We start from the raw sequence: 22020 nt of genomic DNA on the forward strand, positions 1-22020 counted from the left end.
ATCTCAATTATTCGCTAAAGTTATTGTAATTCCCTAGTAATGTCAACGTTTTGTGGCGTTATTATTATATTTTTGCAGATTATGAGTGATATCGAAAGTAACAGACAGAAAAAAATAGCAGGTGTTTTACAAAAAGATTTGGTAGACATTCTGCAAGGTGCAGCAAGAAGCGGTGGGTTGACAAACGTTATTATTTCAGTAACGAAAGTAAATGTTACGGTAGATCTTTCTGTAGCCAAAGTATATTTAAGCATTTTTCCACACAATAAATCAAAAGAATTATTAGAAGGAATTCAATCAAATGCGCCTTTAATTAAGCACGATTTAGCACAACGTGTACGTCATCAATTGCGTAAAGTTCCTAATTTGACATTTTATGTAGATGATTCTCTTGAATATATTGAAAACATTGAAAAGTCATTAAAAGGCGAAGAAAACCCAATTCAAGATCCTGATTTATTAGATAAAAGAAAGAAATCCTAGTTGAAATTTCCTTTATACATAGCCAAGCGTTACTTATTTTCTAAAAGTTCGCAAAATGCCATTAATATTATTAACATCATAACAAGTGTTGTGGTTGTGATTGGTGCACTGGCTTTGTTTATTGTCCTTTCGGGATTTGCTGGATTGAAAAGCTTTAGTTTGTCATTTAGTAATGATTTTGATCCTGATATTAAGATTGAAGCGGCAACTGGAAAGTCTTTTCTCGTAAGTGCAGCACAAATTAAACAACTTCAAGATATTCCTGAAATTGTATCGTTTTCACAAGTTGTGGAAGAACGTGTGGTATTAAGCTTAAATAACAAACATCATATTGCAAACATTAAAGGTGTTGATCAATACTTTAAAAAAGTCAATGTTGTTGATAGTATTATGTTTGTGGGAGCTTGGGTTAATCCGGACGAATATGATAGCGCTGTTGTTGGTATTGGCATCTCAAAACTTTTAGGTGTTATTGCTAATGACTATAGTGGTTTATTAGAAATTATAGTGCCAAAACCTGGTACAAAAAGTATAACGAGTAGTTCTAAAAATCCATATGAAAAGGTAAAAGTGTTGACCAGAGGTGTATATAGTCTCAATGAAGATTTGGACGATAAGTATGTGTTTACCAATTTAGAATTGGCACAAGAACTCCTTGAATTTGAAACCAATGAAGTCACAAATATTGAGTTTGATCTCCTTCCAGAAAGTGATGAAATTGTTGTAAAAGAGAAAATTTCTGCTGTTTTTAATGATGAAGTTATCATCAAAAATCGTATTGAACTCAACGATGCTTTGTATAAAATGTTAAATACCGAAAACCTAGCTATCTACCTGATTTTTACATTGGTATTGATACTTGCTTTGTTTAATGTTGTTGGTGCTATTGTGATGATGATTTTAGATAAGCGCAGCAATATGAAAACGTTGTTTAGCATGGGAACAACTGTAAAACAGATAAAGCGTATTTTCTTTTATCAAGGAATCATCATTACCACTTTAGGTGGAATATTAGGAATTACATTAGGTGTGATTGCTGTATATTTACAATTACAATTTAAAATATTCTACATTACCGCAAACTTGCCATATCCTGTAAAGTTAGAGTTTATGAACTGCGTTACTGTATTTTTGACAATAACCATTTTGGGGATACTAGCTTCATTTTTGGCTAGTAGGCGTATTACAAGAGACTTTATAGCGAATTCATAAATTTATACAAACTGATGATCTCCAAACTTCTCGTATACCTCATCTAATACTTGAAAAACACCTACAGAATCGTCGGTAGTTACCAAACGTTGTCTGTATTCTTTAAAATGTGGAATTCCTCTAAGTAGTTTGCATAATGGCGTCGTGTTTCAAAAACACCTAAGCGTTCACCTTTCCAATCTACAGACATTTTTAAGTGACGTCGTGCTGCATCTATGCGCTCTTCCATGGTTGGTTTTGCCATATGTGTTCCTGTTTCAAAGTAGTGCTTAACTTCTCTAAAAAACCAAGGATATCCAATACTTGCACGACCAATCATAGCACCATCTAAACCGTATTCGTCACGCATCAAAATGGCTTTTTCAGGAGAATTTACATCGCCATTTCCAAACACAGGAATATGCATACGTTGATTGTTTTTTACATCCGCAATAGGACGCCAATCCGCTTCACCTTTATACATTTGTGCACGTGTACGACCGTGAATCGCAATCGATTTGATACCAACATCTTGCAAACGTTCGGCAACTTCTACAATTTTAATAGAATCATGATCCCAACCCAAGCGGGTTTTTACCGTTACAGGCAATTTGGTATGTTTTACCATGGCTTCTGTCAAAGAAACCATCAAATCTATATCTTTTAAAATTCCTGCGCCTGCGCCTTTGCTAACGACCTTCTTTACAGGACAACCAAAGTTAATGTCTATGATATCAGGATTCGATTTTTCAACAATCTCCACTGATTTTAGCATAGAATCTAAGTTAGCACCAAATATTTGAATTCCTACAGGACGTTCTTTTTCATAAATATCAAGTTTCATGGTGCTTTTTGCTGCATCACGAATCAGTCCTTCCGAAGAAATAAATTCAGTATATACAACATCAGCACCTTGTTCCTTGCACAATGCACGGAAAGGCGGATCACTTACATCTTCCATTGGTGCCAGTAGTAAAGGAAAGTCTGGCAACTCTATGTCTCCTATTTTAACCACAATTGATTGTTTTTAAAAGATTTTGCAAAGATACATGAAAAATCGTAAAGTGGTAATGTACCTCAATACAAGTCTTGAAAGCCTCTGTAAAAGGATTTACTCTTTTAAACGTTCTTGTTCTGCAGAAGATTTGTTACGTTGATTCGTTTGTAATTTCGTGTTTCCAAAATTATAACGGAAACCTATGCGAATGGTTTGTGTGTCGTAATTCGTAAAGTAATTATTGTTTTGATTGACAAACTGAGTTTGTTTTGTAAACTCTTGACCATTTAAAATATCATTTACAGTAAGTGAGACTATTGCCTTTTTGTTCCATAAAGCCTTACGAAGAGATAAATTCACAAAATTTCTATCTGAAATTTCTGAAAGCCCTTGAATATTGGAAGATATATATAATATGGAAAGGTTTGCTGATAAACTCTTATCTTTTAAAAATGTTAAGTTATTATCTAAAGATGTATACAAAGACCATTTGCTTTGGGTTGTTTGAATGTTATCACCTAATGTATATGTATCATTCATATTAAATGCAGATGATACAAAAGAGACATCCCAAGTATCCGTTATTGGAAAATAAGTGACAAAATCTAACCCATAATCTACACTTTTTTCGATATTGGAAGCCACATCCTGTAATACATTGCTATCATTATCTTGTAAAGTCAATTCAAAAATAGCAGCTTTACTATAAGTATAATAAGCCTCAATGAAGAAAATATCATTGATTTCAGCTCCTATTTTATATTTATTTGTAATTGCTGGTTGCAATCGTGGATTTCCTGTTACAAAAGAAAAGTCTGTAAAATTATAACGAAATGGATTTAAATTGTCAAAACTCGGTCGCTGAATTCTTCGACTAAAATCTGCATATATATTTACATTTTCTGATACTTTATGACTAATATATGCCGTTGGGAACAATTCAAAATAATTTTGTGTATTTACTTGATTTGTACTGAATGAGTTTCCTCTAATTTCCGTTTGTTCGCCTCTAAAACCTACTTTTAAACTCCAATCATCCCAGCTTTTTGCATAACTAACATACGCAGCATAAATAGATTCATCATAATCAAACGTATCTGAGTTATCAATGTCTAATACAGAAATACCGTTCTCAATATCAAATTGTAAAAGATCACTTTTAGTATCAATATTCGCCACCTTCGCTCCTGCTTCAAAACTTGACGTTTCATTAATAGGCAATTCATAATCAATTTGTCCACTCAATATGTTGGTACGTTGATTGGCATGTGTAGTGAATGCTGTAGAAAAATCGGGGTTGGCTACTACCGTATAATCTGTAGCAACAAGTTGATCATCTGCTTTGTCATAATCAGTATAATGCACGTTTGCCGAAAGTTTTTCACCTTCTCTTTCAAACTTATGTACATAATCAAGGTTTAATCCTAAGTTGTGCTTGTCTTTATTGGATACATTCATAGCTTGTAACGAAAAGTCTTCGTTAGCCAATGTTTGATCATCAACAACTGAATTGGTAAGTGTATTTCGCTTCCAATAAGGAAGATATAATACGTTTCCCGAAAAGCTCAAGGTATTTTTCGCATCGAACTCATAATCAACATTCAGACTAAAATTATGTTGATTTGACCAAGTATTTCGATTTATTAATGAGTTCCAAACAGACGTTGTATTGATTCCATCTAAATAATTAATACGTTCGTCATTATCTCTATTTATTTTTGAATGCGTATAGTTATAATTTCCAAAAATATTAAACTTCCCACGTTTGTAAAACTGGTTGATTCCTGCGTTGTAACGCGGAAAAACTCCTTGCGTAAAGTTTCCATATACACTTCCATGATAACCTACAATCAAATTTTTTTCCATCACTATGTTTAAAATAGTGCCGCCTTGTGCATCATAGCGCGCTGGTGGATTGGTAATGACCTCAACAGATTTTACAGTTTCTGCTGGCGTTCCTTCCAATAACTGATATACTTCACTTACAGAAAGATGTACTTTTCGATCATTTATATACACTGTTGGTGTGTTATTTTTAATAGATAAAGTATTATTAATTACTATTACTCCTGGTGTTCTGCGCAATACTTCCCAAGTGTTTTCCTCCGTCAAAGCTGTTCCTTGAATGTTAAAAACTAAACGATCTATTTCACGTTTTAACACAGGTTTTTTGTTGGTAATCATAACGTCATCGAGAGACTCAGAATCTTTTTGAAGTATTATTGTCCCTAAATTAAAATCTCGTGTAATATCCAGTTTTTTAGTGTATGTTTTATAACCTAAAAAGCTGACATTTAGTGTATAAGTCCCTGGAGTAATATTTTCAATTAAAAAAGACCCTGAAACTTCTGTAGAACTACCATGTACTATTTCCCCATCTTGAAGTAATACCGCATTAGCATGAGAGATTGCAGTTTCCGTATCGGAAGCAATCAATGTGCCCGAGACTTGATAATTTTCTTGTCCCGCAGCGGTAAAAAATGTAAAAAGCACAAATAAACTTGTGATTTTTAGGTTCATGGCTATAATTTGGTTAATTGGGCGCAAATATACTCATTTTTATCGAACGTAGAAAAAAAGCTACATCTTTGATTAAAAAAAACTTGGTATCTGTAGGCAAAACACGTGTATTTACTTTGTAAAAAACTATATTTGCAAAATATTAGCGATGAATTAGATGAAGCATATTAGAAATTTTTGCATTATTGCACATATTGATCATGGGAAGAGTACGTTAGCTGACAGATTGTTAGATTTTACAAACACAGTAAGTGAAAGAGAGAAGCAAGATCAATTATTAGATAGTATGGATTTAGAACGTGAACGTGGAATCACGATTAAATCACATGCTATTCAAATGGAATATACTTATGAAGGACAAGAGTATATTTTGAATTTGATTGATACACCGGGACACGTAGATTTTTCCTATGAGGTATCACGTTCAATTGCTGCTTGTGAAGGCGCTTTGTTGATTGTAGATGCAGCACAAAGTATTCAAGCACAAACTATTTCTAACTTATATTTAGCTTTAGAAAATGATCTGGAAATTATTCCTGTATTGAATAAAGTAGATTTACCAAGTGCCAATCCTGAAGAAGTAACCGACGATATTGTTGATTTATTAGGTTGTGATGCCGAAGAAGTTATTCACGCAAGTGGAAAAACAGGTTTTGGTGTCGATAATATTTTAGCAGCTGTGATTGAACGTATTCCTGCACCAGAAGGAAGTTACGACGAACCATTGCAAGCCTTGATTTTTGATTCTGTTTACAATCCTTTCCGTGGTGTAGAAACCTATTTTAGAGTTATCAATGGTTCTATTAAAAAAGGGCAGCAGATTAAGTTTGTCGCCACAGGGAATGAATATGGAGCTGATGAAGTTGGAACGTTGAAACTGAATCAGGTTGTAAAAAAAGAAATCAAAACTGGTGATGTTGGGTATTTAATTACAGGAATTAAAGACGCACGTGAAGTAAAAGTAGGTGATACCATTACAGATGCAAAAAACCCAACAAAGAATGCTATTGAAGGGTTTGAGGATGTAAAACCTATGGTATTCGCAGGAATTTATCCAGTAGATACCGAAGATTATGAAGAACTGCGTAATTCAATGGAAAAACTGCAATTGAATGATGCTTCGTTGGTATTTACGCCAGAAAGTTCAGCTGCTTTAGGCTTTGGTTTCCGTTGTGGATTCTTAGGAATGTTGCACATGGAAATTATTCAAGAGCGCTTGGAGCGTGAATTTAATATGACGGTAATTACAACGGTTCCAAACGTATCATACCACGCTTTTACTAAGAAAAACCCAGATGATGTTATCATAGTAAATAACCCTTCTGATTTACCAGATCCTTCTAGTTTGGATCGTGTAGAAGAGCCTTATATCAAAGCAACGATCATTACAAAATCGGACTTTGTTGGAAATGTAATGTCATTGTGTATTGAAAAACGAGGATTAATTACCAATCAAACATATTTAACAACGGAACGTGTTGAACTATCGTTTGATATGCCGTTAGCAGAAATTGTTTTTGATTTTTATGATCGATTGAAAACGGTATCTAAAGGATATGCTTCTTTTGACTATTCTCCGATCGGAATGCGAAAGTCAAAATTAGTACGTGTAGATATTTTATTGAATGCACAATCTGTGGATGCTCGTTCTGCCATAATTCACTTCGATAACGCCTATACGATTGGTAAAAAGATGTGTGAAAAGCTGAAAGAATTGATTCCAAGACAACAATTTGATATTCCAATTCAGGCAGCAATTGGAGCCAAAATTATTTCGCGTGAAACGATCAAAGCACTTCGTAAAGATGTAACGGCAAAATGTTATGGTGGTGATATCTCACGTAAGCGTAAACTCCTAGAAAAGCAGAAAAAAGGGAAGAAGCGCATGCGTCAAGTTGGAAACGTAGAAATCCCACAACAGGCGTTTATGGCAGTATTGAAACTGAACGATTAAGAAACATAAAATAGTTGTCGAGAGTTTGAAGCTTTCGACAGCTTTGAAAATATAATAGCCCTTAGCTTAATTCGTTTCCGTAGCCTCCACATCAAACGGTTTCCCAAGGTATACAAGTTTCCACTTTTTACCGATCTCTTCCAATTCCATATCTTGTGAGGAAATGATATCGAGTTCTCCTGTTTCTTTTTTGATGAATAGTGGAATGATGTCTTTATCATTTTGTGTTTGCTCAATAAGGCTTCTAAAGTGCGTCACATCAATCAGATCAATTTCTTGAATAGACGGGAATTTTCGTGTCGCTTCTGTAAACGAGTTGTAATCGTCTGTACTTGAAAAAATACCTTCTGACGGATTGTAGTTTTCGTCTAACATTTCTTCTCTCGTCACCAATCGGAACGAACCGTTTTCTCCGAATTCGGCACCGAACTTATCTATAGCATACTTGTTGATGCCAGAGTTTCCTGTAAGTGCAATTAAATAACCTACATCGTTCAGTTCTATATTATTGGTCAATGTGTTGGAATAAATATCGGTGCTCATGGCTTCCAAACCAAGTTCTTTCGCTTTTTCAATATTGCTTTGATTGCTATCGATCAATACGACATGTCTTCCATTTGTTTTTAGGTAATGCCCTAACAAACGTGACACTTTGGAAGCTCCGACAATCAAAATACCTTCTGATTTCGTCAAGAATACACCCACTACTTTAGCAAACAAACGTGCTGTTGTTGCGTTGAGTAACACGGTTCCCAGCACAATCATAAATACCAATGGCGTTATATATTCGGCGCCTTCTACACCTTGTTTTGCCAACTTACTTCCGAAAAGCGAAGCGATTCCCGCAGCCACAATTCCGCGCGGTCCTACCCAACTGATAAATATTTTTTCGTTTGTTTTTAATTTTGAGTTATAAGTACTTAAGAATACGCCTAACGGTCGAATCACAAAAACCACAAGTGCAAATAAAATCGCAGTTTTCCAATTATACAGCAGCAGCAAATCTTCCATATTAATATTCGCGGCCAGCAAAATAAACAGTATGGAAATCAGCAAGACACTGAGCGATTCTTTAAAGTATAAAAGTTCTTTGAGATTTTCGAGTTTTCCGTTTCCTAACACCATTCCCATCACAACTACGGCTAATAATCCTGATTCGTGTGCAAAGATTTCCGACTCCACAAAAACTAATAACACAACCGATAGCGAAACCACGTTGAGTAAGTAATGTGGAATTAATTTCTTATTTACAGCAAATGCTAAGGCATGCGCAAAGGTGAATCCGAAAGTGGTTCCAAAGAGAATAATTTTTCCAAATTCAATTAAGGCTGTTTTGGTAAATCCGCTGTCGCCTTCTACAATGATAAACTCAAATACCAAAACGGCGACTAAAGCTCCTATTGGATCAATCAAGATTCCTTCCCATTTCAATACAGCAGACACATCTTTTTTCAACGGAATATTTCGAAGAATGGGCGTAATTACGGTCGGACCTGTTACAATGATCAATCCTGAAAACAGGAAACACGAATCCCAACTCAATTCAAACACCAAACGCGCCACAATTCCCGCACCAATAAACGTTACGGCAGAACCTAAGGTGATCAATTTTGTAATGACTGGACCTACATTCTTAATTTCGGAACGTTTTAGCGTCAATCCACCTTCAAACAGAATGATACTAATGGCAAGCGAGACAAAGTTGAAAAGACTTTCTCCTGGAAAGAGTCCTTTTCCTTTTTCTTCGTCCCAAATCGGTTCAATCCACTTAGTACCGTCTTCCGATAAAAATTCTGCGGCAATCGGTCCAACCAACAATCCGATTAGGATTAAAGGCAAAATAGCTGGAATCTTAAATTTCCATGCAAACCTCTGTGCCAATATTCCTAAAATAATAATTCCCGCTAATTCAAGCATGTATGTGTGTTTTTAGTGAATTGTAAATTTAACAATTAAATGGGAAAATACATCTAATAAAACCCAGCTATACAGTGAACTCACTTAAAGTTTAAATGAGTTCAGTAAAAATCTTTACGCTTATTTAATTTTTTTAAAGTGATATTCGTCTTTCTGTTTGATTGTAAGACCTATTATTTTTGACGTTTTGTCTCGTACAAACTGTATCGTAGCACTTGCGGCTTTCAGGATAAATATATCTTTTTCAGATGGTGTCAATAGTGCAGATGCCTCTGGTTTTTTTGGATCATACAGCAACAATTCGTTATCATACAACCTAATTTCAAAAACACGTTGCAACGACGCACTATCAAGCTTGTAAACACCACAATATTCTTTTAATTGCTCTTTAGAAATTTCTTTTTTGCTAAAAATTTGAATCGGATTGTCCAATAAAACACTAGCTATATATTTTGAAATTTTTTCTGTTCTGTCAAATTTGGTATTGGACAACACACAAATAAAAGTAGCTTCATTTGGCAAATACATCCCGTAACTGGTAAATCCAAATAAATTACCACCATGCTGAACAGTCGCACTTTCGTTTACTTTTTTTAGAAAAAATCCATAACCATAGCCCGTACCTTTTCCGTCATTGGTTTTATTTTCTGTTGTCAGATGATGTACAATAAAATCCGAGAGTACTTTTTTTGCTGTAAAATCTGTATTCCACAAAAACAAATCCTTGGTTGTAGAAACAATGCCACCAGATGCATACAATGCCGAACCGACCATTTTTGGTGCAAGAATCAGCTGTCCGTTTTTTATATTATATCCCGTTACAATTTGTTTCTTAGGCGTATCTTCTCGGTACCAAAGTCCGGTAGCTTTCATTCCCAACGGATCAAAAATATGTTCATTGAGATATTCTTTCAAAGACATTCCTGTAATGTTCTCCAATGCTGCGCCAAGTAGCGGATAGTTGGAGTTGCTGTAACTCCATTTTTCGCCTGGTCGAAAAATAAGCGGTTCATTTTTATAATAATCGATCAATTGTTGCGGTGTGTGTTCTTGTGCGAGTAAATAAAACACTTTATCATCAACATCAAAATATTCAGGAATTCCTGAAGTTTGCGATAATAAATGATGAATAGTTATTGGATGCTCTTTGGACGGATAACTAGGTACATATTTTTGAATTGTATCCGATAGAGACATTTTTCCAGCTTCTACCAATTGCAAAATAGCTGCCGATACAAATTGTTTGCTCATAGAAGCAATCTGAAAAACCATTTGGGTTTTCATTTTTCGCTTGGGTTTTAAAGAAGCTAACCCATAAGCTTTTTCGAAAATGATCTTTCCCTTTTGGGAGATTAGTACAACGGCACCAGGTTCTTTTTTCGGATATTCTAATTGTAAAAAAGTATCTATTTGTTGCGTATATTCTTTGGCTTTCTGTGCATTTGATGCGATCAAAATACAGAAAAGAAATATGAATAAGCAATAGTGTTTCATCTGTCAATTTTTGAGCAAATGAAGGGCTTTTATGCTTTGAAATCTATCCAAATCTAGATTTGAGAGTAGTTTTTAGCTATTTTTTATGTGTGCTTTTCGGAATTCACTTGGCGATTGATTTGTGATGGACTTAAAGACACGTTGAAAGGTCGCTTGCGAATTAAATCCGCATTCAAAAGCGATTCCAGTGATGGTTAAATTTTCATCATTTTCTGAGAGAAGTCTCGATTTAAATGCTTCTACGCGATAATTATTTACATACTCATTGAAGCTTTTATGAATGTGCTGATTCAACACGAAAGAAATTGTTTTTTGTGGAATGTCAATCTGTTGTACAACATCCGAAAGCTTTAACGAAGGATTTAAAAAAAGCTTTTCTTCTTTCATTGCCTGTTCTAGTTTTGAAATTGTTTGTTGCACAGTAGCATCCGATATTTCTTGACTTTTTGAGGACTTTTTATAGGTTTTAAAACTGATAATATAACCGTTAATTCCCAACCAATATAACAACACAATCAAAGGAATATATACAGGATACCATCCCACACTACCTAATAAGAGGTTTGAAGAAGATGGAATGAGATACAATACTAAGTGTAGCAACCATAGTACCGCGAATATCATAAAACCCAGCACAAAATGGCGTGCCCAACGCAGCGAAACTTGATGTGTATTTTTTTTGGTGTAATCAGAAATGGACTGATACGAAAACCATACATATATCGCCAATGACAACCATCGAGGAATGTCCACATAGGTATCGTACGTTTCTATAAACAATCCCAAATCAAAAGTGCTATCGGCATTGATAAAACCCAAATAACCACCAGCAACATAGCCAAGAATTACAAAACTCGGTATCAAATCTAACATAACTGTGTAAAAGTGAATGCGATGCTTCTTGGTCAACACAAAATTTGGCTCAAGAATGGACTTTACATAAAAATACACCAAAGGCCCAATTGGCATGATCACAACCCAAGGAAATACGGCTTCCATAAAATTCCAAAAGAAAGAGCTAGTGCCTTCTACCGCATTCAGCAAATAAATATTCAAACACGCTAGAGAAATTAACAAAATCAACCATGCTAATAGTTTGCTCGCTTGTCTTTGTATTTTCAATCGGAATAATAAGACAGCCATAATGGCACCTTGCAAGGTTCCAAGTAAAATGATGATGTTTAAAAAATTTTGCACGAAAGTTATATGGAATTCATGATTGTAAATGTACTAAATACACACCTCAACAATCAAATAAACGGAAGATTTGTTTGCAATCTTTAAAATTAAGCGATGGGGTTCTCAATAAAACCTTATGATTCTTTATTGCTATAGTTCACCAACAATCGAAGTTCGCTGTATGAAAAATCATTACCTGCAATTCCTTTGAGTTCATTGAGACCTTCAAACGTATTCTTTTTAATCATTTCGAGTCCTTTTGTTACTTTTTCTTCGGGTAATATTTCGTTAATATCTAGCACGCCTTCAATAACATAATGTCCTAAATGCCCCAAAATTGTAGCAGAAGTTAACGCTCGTTTTTCGGCAATTTCATTGATGGACAAGCCTTCTTTAAAAAAATCGAATGAAATCTCTTTAGTGTTTTTTTTCGCCACTTCAATCACCACTTCTTCTTCTTTTGGTGTCAAATTATGTTTGGTCACATATTCTTTTATGATTTCTAAGATTTCTTCACCATATTTTGCTACACGTACTTTACCCATTCCATGTATTTTTCTGAGTTGTTTAGGCGTTGTTGGTAAGATTTCGCAAATTTCAAATAATGAATTTTGCGTAAATACTTGAAATGGAGGTATGTCTTCAGAATTAGAAACACTCAATCTAAATAATCGTAAATCTTCAAATAATTCTTCGTGTGTTGTAGAAGTTGCTATTGGTCGTTTTATTACTTTAACTTCCGAAACTTCTAAGATTGAATTGGCACGTATTTTTAAATAATTTTCTGTTGAAAAATGATTGGATAACGCTTCTAAAATTTTAGTTTTTACGGCCAATTTATCTTCCAAATCTTTCAATTGTTTTTCAAAATCTTTTGATATGGCTTGATTGTCTGTAGTAAATGTTAACGTACTTAAAACAGTGGTTATATGTTGCTTTGTTTGCTCTTTAAAATAGGATCTCGCTTTTTTAAAACGCACTTGAATGGTTGTATCTTCTTCAGGATTTTCAATATTTGTGGCTAAGGATTCTAGTTGATTTTTGAACGTATTATTAATCTTAAGGAAAGGAATGATTCCTTTGTCTTTAATCGTTTCAAGTGGATGTAAAATGTTTCCGTTTAAGGCATTTTTATTTTTGTAATAGATGTCTATCAATCGTTTCAAAGGATATAAAAACGGATGATAATCAAATATTTCACTAATTAAATCGAGTTGAAAGGCTTTTTTAGAAGCTTTCAAATCTGCTTCATTAGGTTCATTTTCTTCCAATTGCTCCGTAAATGCATTCACGGTAGTATCACTAATGATATTCTTTGTTTTTAAAGGAGTTTTTAATACAATTCCTTCCAACGTTTTACATCTACTCAATGCCACATACGTTTGCCCATGCGCAAAGGAAGCTTCCGCATCAATAATGGCCTTTTCAAAAGTTAATCCTTGACTTTTATGAATGGTAATTGCCCAAGCCAATCGCAATGGAATCTGTGTATATGTTCCTTCTACTGTATTCGTAATTTCTTTGGTTTCCTTATTGAGCGTATATTTTATATGTTCCCAAGTTTCATGCGTAGTTTCTATAATATCATCTTCCGAACATTTTACAGTAACAGTATCTTCATCTAAATGAATGACGGTGCCAATTTTCCCATTATAATAGCGCTTTTCAAGTGAGCTATCATTTTTTATAAACATGACTTGTGCTCCTTCTTTAAGAATTAAATTTTCACTATTTGGGTATGTTTTTTCATTAAAATCACCTGTAATTTGTGCAGTATATACGTTTTCTTTCGTTTCTAAACTATCTAATTCTTTTTGATTGATAGCATCTGCGCGATCATTATGAGTTGTAAGTGTAATATAGCCATCTTTTTTGGTTGGATTAAAATTTGGCTGATATTGTTTATTCAAAATTTCCTCAGAAGCTGAAGACAATGTATTCGTTCGAATTTCATTGAGAATCTTTATAAATTTTTGATTTTGTTGTCGGTAAATATATTTTAACTCAATCGCTAAAATAGCTGCTTTTTGATATGCAATGCTGCTAAAAAAATAAGGAGTTCTATAATAATCTTTTAATATTTGCCATTCATTCGGACGTACCACAGGAGAAAGTTGTTGTAAATCGCCAATTAATAAAAGTTGAACTCCTCCAAAAGGTTTCGAGCTATTTTTATAGCGACATAATACCGCGTTTATAGCATCCAAAACATCAGCACGTACCATACTAATCTCATCTATAACGACAAGATCTAATGACTTTATAATATCAATTTTAGTTTTGCTAAATTTACGTTGAATAGTTGTGTGTTTTCGAGTATTATTGGGAATAAAAGGTTCAAAAGCTAGCTGAAAAAATGAATGAATTGTTACTCCTTTTGCATTGATGGCGGCAACACCTGTAGGCGCTACAACAACCAATCGTTTAAAAGATGTAGCTTTTATTTTGTATAAAAAAGTAGTCTTTCCTGTCCCTGCTTTTCCTGTTAGAAATAAATTTCTGTTGGTTTTTTCTATAAAATTAAATGCTAAAGCTAGCTCCTTATTAACTTCCATACGGTATTTCTTGTTTTAAAGGTAAAAGAAATAGGTGTATACATTGCTTTCTTAAAAGTATTTTTCGCTAAAAAAATATCTTGTTGCTTATTGTATTCAATTGTTGCAAGACAACGTTTGTACTAAAAGACTAAATATATAAGAATTCAATTGTATTTAACATACGTTCGTGCACAATTTCAAAAAAGTAGAATCTATCCAATCGTAATTTAGAAAAGTATCATTTTTATACCTAAAGCTTCTTGCTATTACAAGAGTTGAAGTAGATAGAAAAAACGAAGTAAGACGCTTTAAAAGTGACTGGATTCGTGAAGATAAAATCTTTTAACCATAAATCTTCTAAATATAAGGCATGTTTTCTTAATAAAAACTTAAGAAATACACATTTTCGTTTCGGTTTTGTTAATTTGCAAGACTAAAACCTAACAATTTTATGAAGCTGTATCCTATTGAAGCAGGAAACTTTAAACTAGATGGTGGCGCAATGTTTGGCGTAGTGCCAAAATCCTTATGGCAACGAACCAATCCGGCAGATGCTAATAATATGATTGACATTGCTGCACGTTGCTTGTTGATTGAAGATGGAGATCGACTTATTTTGGTAGATACTGGCATGGGAAACAAGCAAAGTGATAAGTTTTATGGATACTACCATCTTTGGGGTGACGATTCTATTGAAAAATCACTAAAAAAATACGGTTTTCACAAAGATGATATTACAGATGTTTTTATGACGCATCTACATTTTGATCATTGTGGCGGAAGCATTCAATGGAATAAAGACAGAACTGGTTACGAACCAGCTTTTAAAAATGCTCGTTTTTGGAGCAATGAAAATCACTGGCAATGGGCAACGATTCCCAATAGGCGTGAAAAAGCTTCCTTTTTAAAAGAAAATATCATTCCTATGGAAGAAAGCGGTCAACTCAACTTTATCGCGCAACCAAAGTTGGATATTTTAGAAAAATCAGCACTCGGCTTCGATGTCTTTTTTGCAAATGGTCATACTGAAAAACAAATGATTCCTATGATTCATTACAAAGGGAAAACCATCTGTTTTATGGCAGATTTGCTACCAACTGCTGGACATTTACCAATTCCATTTGTTATGGGATACGATACCAGACCGTTGTTGACCTTAGATGAAAAAGAAAAATTCCTCAACATGGCAGCAGATAACAATTTTTATCTGTTCCTAGAGCACGATGCCCATAATGAAATTATCACTGTAAAACATACTGAAAAAGGTGTGCGATTAAACGAAGTTTTTACTTGTAACGAACTATTTTAAACCCTCATTTATATAACACTAGAATAATGAAAATACTAAAACCCTCAATTTTTGCTGCGTCTTTGCTAGTTTTAGCAAGCTGTGGTAGTTCAGTTCCTCCCATTTTATCAACTCCAATTTCTAATATTGATGCAACGCCTTTAAAAGAGCGCTCACTCACAAAAGAAGAAATGAAGTCTTGGGGACACAAAGACTTAGTAACAGATACCATTCCGGGAATGAGTGTTGACAAAGCCTATGCAGAAATTGTCAAAGGAAGAAAAGGAAAAAAAGTGATTGTCGCCGTTTTAGACTCCGGAATTGATATTGATCATGAAGACTTAGACGGTGTTATCTGGACCAATCCAAAAGAAATTGCCAACAACGGAAAAGACGACGATAAAAATGGATACGTAGATGATATTCATGGTTGGAACTTTTTAGGAGATACATACCATGAAAACATGGAAAAAACACGTATCGTAAAAAAAGGAGAAAGTCATCCTGACTATGCAGCAGCAAAAGCTGAAATGGAAGAAGACTATAAAAAATACAGTGGTCAAAAAGAACAAATAAAGCAAATAGCTTCACGTGTAAAGCAAACGAATGAAGCTTTCAAAAAACACTTCAAAAAGGATGACTATACTTTAGAGGAAATAAATGCTATTGAAGCACCAGATGAAGCGTTGTCACAACATATTTTTATGGCGAAACGTATTCTGAGCGGCGGACAATTTGAAACCTTAGATGCTGTTGAAGAAGAAATAAAAGATAATATAGCATCATTAAGCGAATATTTAGACTATTATCTAAATACAGATTTTAACGGAAGAACTGCTTTGGGTGACAATCCATATGATATTACAGATACAAATTATGGAAATGGAAACGTGAAACATAGTGTTAAATCAGAATCTCACGGAACGCACGTTGCCGGAATTATTGCAGCAGAACGCAACAATGGAATCGGAATGAATGGTGTTGCTAATAATGTAGAAATTATGGCAGTGCGAATGGTTCCTAATGGAGATGAATATGATAAAGATGTAGCTTTGGGAATTCGTTATGCAGTTGACAATGGTGCAAGAGTTATCAATGCAAGTTTTGGAAAATACTTCTCTCAAAACAGTGAATGGATTCGTGATGCCATCGCTTACGCAGGAAAAAACAATGTGCTTATAGTAAAAGCTGCTGGAAATGAAAATGCAAATCTTGACACAAAAGCAGTTTATCCAAACGATCAAACGCCTACAGGAAATGAAGTATCAGATACTTTCTTAACAGTTGGTTCATTACAAAGTAAATATGGTTCGCAAATGGTTTCTGGGTTTTCTAACTATGGAAACAATAATGTAGATGTTTTTGCTCCAGGATCTAAAATTTACTCTACTTTCCCAGAAAATGAATACAAGTCTATCAGTGGAACTTCTATGGCAGCACCTGGAGTTTCTGGAGTTGCAGCATTAATTATGTCTCAATATCCAAAATTAACGGCGGCACAAGTAAAGAAAATCATCATGCAATCTGGTCTTTCTGTAAACAGAGATGTAGTTGTTGATCAATCAAAAGATGCAATGCCGTTTTCAAAAGGATCAAAAACAGGTAAAATTGTAAATGCATACAATGCTCTTATTTTAGCTGATAAAGTAAGCAGAGGAAAAGTAAAATTATAAGCAAAAAACACATGAAAATTTTTAGTAAACTAAGTATTCTTGCTGCTTTGGCAGTTGTGGCATGTAAATCGCAACAAGAAACCACAAGCCAAGAAAAAAATAAAATATCTTACAGCACTTCTTCACCAACCTATTGGCAGCAAAAAGTAAACTATGAGATGGAAATTGATATGAATGTAAATACATATCAATACACAGGAACACAAAAATTAGTCTATACTAACAATTCTCCAGATGTTTTAGATAAAGTATACTATCATTTATATTTTAATGCGTTTCAACCAGGAAGTGAAATGGATGTGCGCTCAAGAACCATTAAAGATCCAGATAGAAGAGTTGGTGATCGTATTAGCAAGCTTTCTGACTCAGAAATTGGCTATATTAAAGTCAATTCTTTAACTCAGAATGGAAAAAAATTATCATACACGACAGAAGGAACTATTTTAGAGGTAACTTTAACAAAACCTATTTTACCTGGTGCCTCTGCCACGTTTGATATGAATTTTAAAGGACAAGTTCCTGTACAAATTCGTCGTTCTGGTAGAAATAATAGTGAAGGTGTTGCCTTGTCAATGACACAATGGTATCCTAAAATGGCCGAATACGATTTTGAAGGTTGGCATACACATCCATACATTGGAAGAGAATTTCACGGTGTTTGGGGAGATTTTGATGTAAAAATTTCGATTGACAAAAGTTATGTTTTAGGAGGAACAGGGTATTTGCAAAACCCTAACGAAATTGGGTATGGTTATGAAACTGGAACTGTAAAAAGACCTGCAGGAAATAAGCTTACGTGGCATTTTAAAGCGCCAAATGTGCACGACTTTACTTGGGCAGCCGATCCTGATTATGTGCATGATACACATCAAGGAGCCAATGGTGTAACGCTACACTTTTTATACAAAAACGATCCTGCAATCAAAGAAAACTGGAAAGAATTACAGTATAAAACTGCAGAAATGTTAGTATATTTTAATGAATATATTGGACAATATCCATACAAACAATACTCTGTAATTCAAGGTGGTGATGGGGGAATGGAATATGCTATGTGTACGTTGATTACTGGAAAAAGAAGATTGAGTAGCTTAATTGGTGTAACTGCACATGAATTGGCACATACATGGTTTCAGTTTTTATTAGCAACTAACGAATCTAAGCATGAATGGATGGATGAAGGATTTACAACCTATATTTCTAATCGTTGTATGAATCATATTATGGATTACAATCGAGAAAATCCACAGAAAGGTTCTTATAGTTCGTATTTTAGACTTGTAGAATCAGGATTTGAACAACCACTGACTACGCATGCCGATCGTTATCAATATAACCGAGCATATAGTGTAGCAGCATATAGTAAAGGAGCTATTTTCTTATCACAATTAGAATATGTGATCGGGAAAGAAAATGTAGAAAAGACACTTAAAAAGTACTTTGACGATTTCAAATTCAAACATCCAACACCAAATGACATTAAAAGGACTGCTGAAAAAGTATCAGGAATCCATTTAGATTGGTATTTAACGGATTGGGCTCAAACTACCAATACAATTGACTATGGAGTGAAAGAAATCAACGGAAAAACTATTATTTTAGAGCGTATTGGACAAATGCCAATGCCAATAGACATTACTGTAAATTATGCAGATGGCTCTAGTGAAGAATTTTACATTCCATTACGTATGATGCGCGGAGAAAAACCAACGAATGCGACTACAAAAGCAGATTGGCCTTGGGCATATCCAACGTATACATTGGAAACTGATAAAACTGTAAAAAGTGTAGAAATTGATCCATCTGAATTGATGGCTGATATCAATAGAGAAAATAATGTTGCGCAGCAATAAATAGTATAACTCTTATCATATAAAAGCGAGATCGTAAGTAATTATATGATCTCGCTTTTTTTGTGGTAATTATTACATATGTTTTAATTTTTCTGTCGAAGTGCATTTTCTAGCAGTACAATCTTGCTTTCCAAATCGTGCAATCTATCGTAGACATCTACAGGTTCTGGCATTTGTTTTGAAGCAAACATAGTAACATACCAAACTTCCATAATTTCCTCTGCGTTTATTGTATATGTTGGATAATTTCCATCTTTATTATCTGACTTTAAAATGAGCTTTCCGCGTTCTTCTATTCTATTGATAACACGTTTCAATACAATTCCATCATTACGACTCACAATTACATACACGCGACCGTCTTTTACATCATTCAAATCTTCTACATATTTTCCAAAAACCAAGTCTCCATCAAAAAAGGTACGTACCATAGAGTTTCCTTGTACTTCAAAACAACGATACGTTCCGTTAGTTAAATGCGGCATACTAAACGAAGGCAAGGTTTCAATATACCCTGCATCTCCATACCCATCTAAATATCCTGCACGTGCTTTGATAGGAACATACACAACATTTTCTTCTCCTTCTTGATTTACAGCCACTACTTGTGGAATTCCAGCATATGTTTGAAATTCTCTATTTTCAGATTTAAACATTTGTGAATTCATACCGAATAAATAATCAGGATTGATATCAAACTCTTTAATAATGCTCGTCAGTAAATCGTAGCCTGGTTTTGTTCTTTTCCTTGATCCATCTGGTTGTGGCCTACCATTGGTAATACTATCAATTGTGGTACTTGTTACGCCAATTCGTTTAGAAAAAGAATTATTATTAAGACGAAAATGATCAATAATCTGTTTTATTTTTTCATGTATTCCTTCCATATCTCACACTGTATTTTAAACATTTTACAAAATATTTCTGTTTTATGTTTGAGTTAATCTGTAATTTGTTTATATTTGTAGTGTAATTTGTTGCTAAGATATGAATTTTTATTGAAAATCAAACATTTGTGTGAATAAATATCGATTTTATTCTTCAAAAATACATAAAAAGCGATAGAATATAGACTGACGGTTACGTATTTGAGAGCAAAATTCTCATACGATTTTAAAAAAGAAAAAGTAGAAAATAACACCTAATAATATACAAACATGAAAAGAAGTAAAGAGCTATTGGATAAAAGAAAAAAATTCATTCATAACTATGTAGAAGATAATTCTGCAAAACAAATGAAAGTAATTATCAACGAATTGGTTGATAGATTGTTCATTTCAGAAAAGACGATATATAATATTTTAAAGCAATAATTCAGCTAGTCACTCAACATACATTAAAATGTTATATCTGGAAAACTCCTTTTTTAGGTAGGGGAGTTTTCCTTTTCTACTAATATAAACGCATCCTGCAGTGAATACGGTACTTGTTGTATGAAAAGTAAGTTCTTAGGGTTAATTATTCATATCATACCAACAAAACGTATTCAAAAAAATCCCTTCATGTAAGGGATTTTTTGTTGCTAATACACTACTAAAAGTAACATTCAAACAAAAAACAGAAAAAACAATAAGTTTATTGTAATATGTTTGTTTTGTATTGTAATATGTTTTATATTTGTACTCGCTTTTCTAATGAACAGTACATCATTTTGTACGATTCGTATTTAAAAAACACTGTTGAGAAGAATCTTAATATGTATGCAAAGCCTTATTCTGGTTAAGAAAATAAAAATAAATGAAGTTGCATCTAATCTAAGTTTTTTATTCTCAAATTCAAATTCCAACATTTTCATGAATATGTTAATCATGCGCTGACAATTGCAGTAGCAAAAGGCGATTGTTTGCAATTTTTTTAGACAATATTGAAGACATAATTGTCAAATTAATTATTAAAAGTTAAAACTATGAGCTTAATTCAAAAAGCATTATCTCAATATGGAGTCACAGAGATTGATGGTAAAGCAGATAATCCCCAAATTATTAGATATTTTGAAGTATTAGGATTCGATAGCAACAAATTACACGACGAAACAGCTTGGTGTAGTGCATTTGTTAATTGGGTTTCTAAAACAGAAAATTATTCATATAGTGGAAAATTAAATGCTAGAAGTTGGTTAAATGTCGGTGAATCCACCGCATTACCTGAACAAGGAGACGTTGTTGTATTATGGCGCGATTCTCCTGGTAGTTGGAAAGGACATGTTGGTTTTTTTGTAAAACAAACGAAACGATATGTTTACATTTTAGGAGGCAATCAAAACAATAGAGTTTCTATTAAAGCATATCCTAAAAACAGGGTTTTAGATTATAGAAAACTAACAAAAAATGGAGAAAATTAAACCGTATTTGTTTTGGTTATTTGCACTCATTGCGCCCATTGTTTCTGTCATGCTTACGGTTGCTTTTCTAATTATCGTAGACTTTATTACAGGAACATACGCTGCAATTAAAAAGAATATCCCTATTACTAGCGAACGCATAGGAAATACAATTTCAAAATTTTTCATCTACAATCTGGTGGTTATTTCTGCCTTTTTACTAGAAAAATATATTGTAAAAGAAATCCCTTTTATGCGAATTATTGCTGGGTTTATAGCCATTGCTGAAATTAAATCCATCATGGAAAATTTCAATGCAATCTATGGTATAAATCCTTTTAAAGCTTTGGTTAATTTAATAAAAAACAGATCTCTTGAAGATTTAGAAGAAACCATAGATGTTCTTGTAAACAATAAAGAACAAGATCATAAAACTCAAAAAAAATGAAACAAACATTAGAAACATTAAAATCGTATTTTGAAACAGGCGATAAACCAACACAAACACAGTATGAGGACGTATTTGATAGTCTAGTTCATAAAGATGATGTATTAACTATAACAACTCTAAATACACTATATATTGATGCAGAAAGCGGAGATGATGCCACGGC

The 22020-nt window shown here is 33.7% G+C and carries 15 protein-coding genes and 1 pseudogene; 9 read left to right on the forward strand and 7 right to left on the reverse strand.

Annotation, left to right across the window (positions count from 1 at the left end):
• The first annotated feature begins 90 nt into the window (after window positions 1–90).
• Both rbfA and MK119_RS23000 read left to right on the forward strand, forming a co-directional pair.
• Entirely contained in the window at window positions 91–483 is a 393-nt protein-coding gene (gene rbfA, locus MK119_RS22995) for a 30S ribosome-binding factor RbfA (RefSeq protein ID WP_290683873.1), read from the forward strand.
• Window positions 484–1695, forward strand: a complete 1212-nt coding sequence (locus tag MK119_RS23000) for an FtsX-like permease family protein (RefSeq protein ID WP_290683846.1) — start codon at window positions 484–486, stop codon at window positions 1693–1695. It abuts the gene before it with no gap.
• 2 nt (window positions 1696–1697) lie between these two features.
• On the opposite strand, the pseudogene dusB reads toward MK119_RS23000, so the two are convergent.
• A pseudogene (dusB, locus tag MK119_RS23005) lies at window positions 1698–2689 on the reverse strand (tRNA dihydrouridine synthase DusB).
• Window positions 2690–2785: 96 nt separating this feature from the next.
• Complete coding sequence (locus tag MK119_RS23010; RefSeq protein WP_290683848.1) at window positions 2786–5191, reverse strand: outer membrane beta-barrel family protein; 2406 nt, start codon at window positions 5189–5191, stop codon at window positions 2786–2788.
• Window positions 5192–5348: 157 nt separating this feature from the next.
• Here MK119_RS23010 and lepA point away from each other — a divergent pair, with 157 nt between their 5' ends.
• The gene (gene lepA, locus MK119_RS23015) at window positions 5349–7145 is read left to right on the forward strand and encodes a translation elongation factor 4 (RefSeq protein ID WP_290683850.1); all 1797 of its coding nucleotides are present in this window, start codon (window positions 5349–5351) and stop codon (window positions 7143–7145) included.
• Between the two features lie 66 nt (window positions 7146–7211).
• On the opposite strand, the gene MK119_RS23020 is transcribed toward lepA, so the two are convergent.
• From MK119_RS23020 to MK119_RS23035, 4 genes are all read right to left on the reverse strand, one after another.
• A complete protein-coding gene (locus MK119_RS23020) occupies window positions 7212–9062 on the reverse strand; it encodes a sodium:proton antiporter (RefSeq protein ID WP_290683852.1) in 1851 nt (616 codons plus the stop codon).
• A gap of 120 nt (window positions 9063–9182) precedes the next feature.
• A complete protein-coding gene (locus tag MK119_RS23025) occupies window positions 9183–10556 on the reverse strand; it encodes a serine hydrolase domain-containing protein (protein WP_290683854.1) in 1374 nt (457 codons plus the stop codon).
• A gap of 72 nt (window positions 10557–10628) precedes the next feature.
• Window positions 10629–11753: a helix-turn-helix domain-containing protein gene (locus tag MK119_RS23030; protein ID WP_290683856.1), complete on the reverse strand. Its 1125-nt coding sequence runs from the start codon at window positions 11751–11753 to the stop codon at window positions 10629–10631.
• 116 nt (window positions 11754–11869) lie between these two features.
• Complete coding sequence (locus MK119_RS23035) at window positions 11870–14290, reverse strand: HRDC domain-containing protein (protein WP_290683858.1); 2421 nt, start codon at window positions 14288–14290, stop codon at window positions 11870–11872.
• A gap of 433 nt (window positions 14291–14723) precedes the next feature.
• Between MK119_RS23035 and MK119_RS23040 the strand changes: the two genes are divergently transcribed.
• Genes MK119_RS23040 through MK119_RS23050 form a run of 3 tightly spaced genes read left to right on the forward strand, consistent with a single transcriptional unit; the run spans window position 14724 to window position 19086 of the window.
• Window positions 14724–15581 (forward strand): MBL fold metallo-hydrolase, encoded by an 858-nt coding sequence (locus MK119_RS23040; RefSeq protein ID WP_290683860.1) that lies wholly within the window; start codon window positions 14724–14726, stop codon window positions 15579–15581.
• Between the two features lie 26 nt (window positions 15582–15607).
• Window positions 15608–17233, forward strand: a complete 1626-nt coding sequence (locus tag MK119_RS23045) for a S8 family peptidase (RefSeq protein ID WP_290683862.1) — start codon at window positions 15608–15610, stop codon at window positions 17231–17233.
• An 11-nt stretch (window positions 17234–17244) separates the two neighbouring features.
• Window positions 17245–19086, forward strand: coding sequence for a M1 family metallopeptidase (locus tag MK119_RS23050; protein WP_290683864.1), 1842 nt, complete (start codon window positions 17245–17247; stop codon window positions 19084–19086).
• A gap of 83 nt (window positions 19087–19169) precedes the next feature.
• On the opposite strand, the gene MK119_RS23055 is transcribed toward MK119_RS23050, so the two are convergent.
• Window positions 19170–19973 carry a S24 family peptidase gene (locus MK119_RS23055; protein WP_290683866.1) on the reverse strand — a complete coding sequence of 268 codons (804 nt, stop codon included), beginning with the start codon at window positions 19971–19973 and terminating at the stop codon, window positions 19170–19172.
• A 270-nt stretch (window positions 19974–20243) separates the two neighbouring features.
• Here MK119_RS23055 and MK119_RS23060 point away from each other — a divergent pair, with 270 nt between their 5' ends.
• From MK119_RS23060 to MK119_RS23070, 3 genes are all read left to right on the forward strand, one after another.
• Window positions 20244–20399 (forward strand): hypothetical protein, encoded by a 156-nt coding sequence (locus MK119_RS23060; protein WP_158269150.1) that lies wholly within the window; start codon window positions 20244–20246, stop codon window positions 20397–20399.
• Window positions 20400–20992: 593 nt separating this feature from the next.
• A complete protein-coding gene (locus MK119_RS23065) occupies window positions 20993–21427 on the forward strand; it encodes a TIGR02594 family protein (RefSeq protein ID WP_290683869.1) in 435 nt (144 codons plus the stop codon).
• Window positions 21414–21854: a phage holin family protein gene (locus MK119_RS23070; RefSeq protein ID WP_290683871.1), complete on the forward strand. Its 441-nt coding sequence runs from the start codon at window positions 21414–21416 to the stop codon at window positions 21852–21854. Before MK119_RS23065 ends, MK119_RS23070 begins: the two co-directional genes overlap by 14 nt.
• Window positions 21855–22020: the final 166 nt, after the last annotated feature.

Source organism: Kordia sp. (genome assembly GCF_022447245.1).
Taxonomy (GTDB): Bacteria; Bacteroidota; Bacteroidia; order Flavobacteriales; family Flavobacteriaceae; genus Kordia.

What these genes read in the sequence shown, in the direction of transcription:
- MK119_RS23010 (WP_290683848.1), bottom strand. Translation starts at nt 5,191, where the DNA reads ATGAACCTAAAAATCACAAGTTTATTTGTGCTTTTTACATTTTTTACC.
- lepA (WP_290683850.1), top strand. Translation starts at nt 5,349, where the DNA reads ATGAAGCATATTAGAAATTTTTGCATTATTGCACATATTGATCATGGG.
- MK119_RS23020 (WP_290683852.1), bottom strand. Translation starts at nt 9,062, where the DNA reads ATGCTTGAATTAGCGGGAATTATTATTTTAGGAATATTGGCACAGAGG.
- MK119_RS23025 (WP_290683854.1), bottom strand. Translation starts at nt 10,556, where the DNA reads ATGAAACACTATTGCTTATTCATATTTCTTTTCTGTATTTTGATCGCA.
- MK119_RS23035 (WP_290683858.1), bottom strand. Translation starts at nt 14,290, where the DNA reads ATGGAAGTTAATAAGGAGCTAGCTTTAGCATTTAATTTTATAGAAAAA.
- MK119_RS23040 (WP_290683860.1), top strand. Translation starts at nt 14,724, where the DNA reads ATGAAGCTGTATCCTATTGAAGCAGGAAACTTTAAACTAGATGGTGGC.
- MK119_RS23045 (WP_290683862.1), top strand. Translation starts at nt 15,608, where the DNA reads ATGAAAATACTAAAACCCTCAATTTTTGCTGCGTCTTTGCTAGTTTTA.
- MK119_RS23050 (WP_290683864.1), top strand. Translation starts at nt 17,245, where the DNA reads ATGAAAATTTTTAGTAAACTAAGTATTCTTGCTGCTTTGGCAGTTGTG.
- MK119_RS23055 (WP_290683866.1), bottom strand. Translation starts at nt 19,973, where the DNA reads ATGGAAGGAATACATGAAAAAATAAAACAGATTATTGATCATTTTCGT.
- MK119_RS23060 (WP_158269150.1), top strand. Translation starts at nt 20,244, where the DNA reads ATGAAAAGAAGTAAAGAGCTATTGGATAAAAGAAAAAAATTCATTCAT.
- MK119_RS23065 (WP_290683869.1), top strand. Translation starts at nt 20,993, where the DNA reads ATGAGCTTAATTCAAAAAGCATTATCTCAATATGGAGTCACAGAGATT.
- MK119_RS23070 (WP_290683871.1), top strand. Translation starts at nt 21,414, where the DNA reads ATGGAGAAAATTAAACCGTATTTGTTTTGGTTATTTGCACTCATTGCG.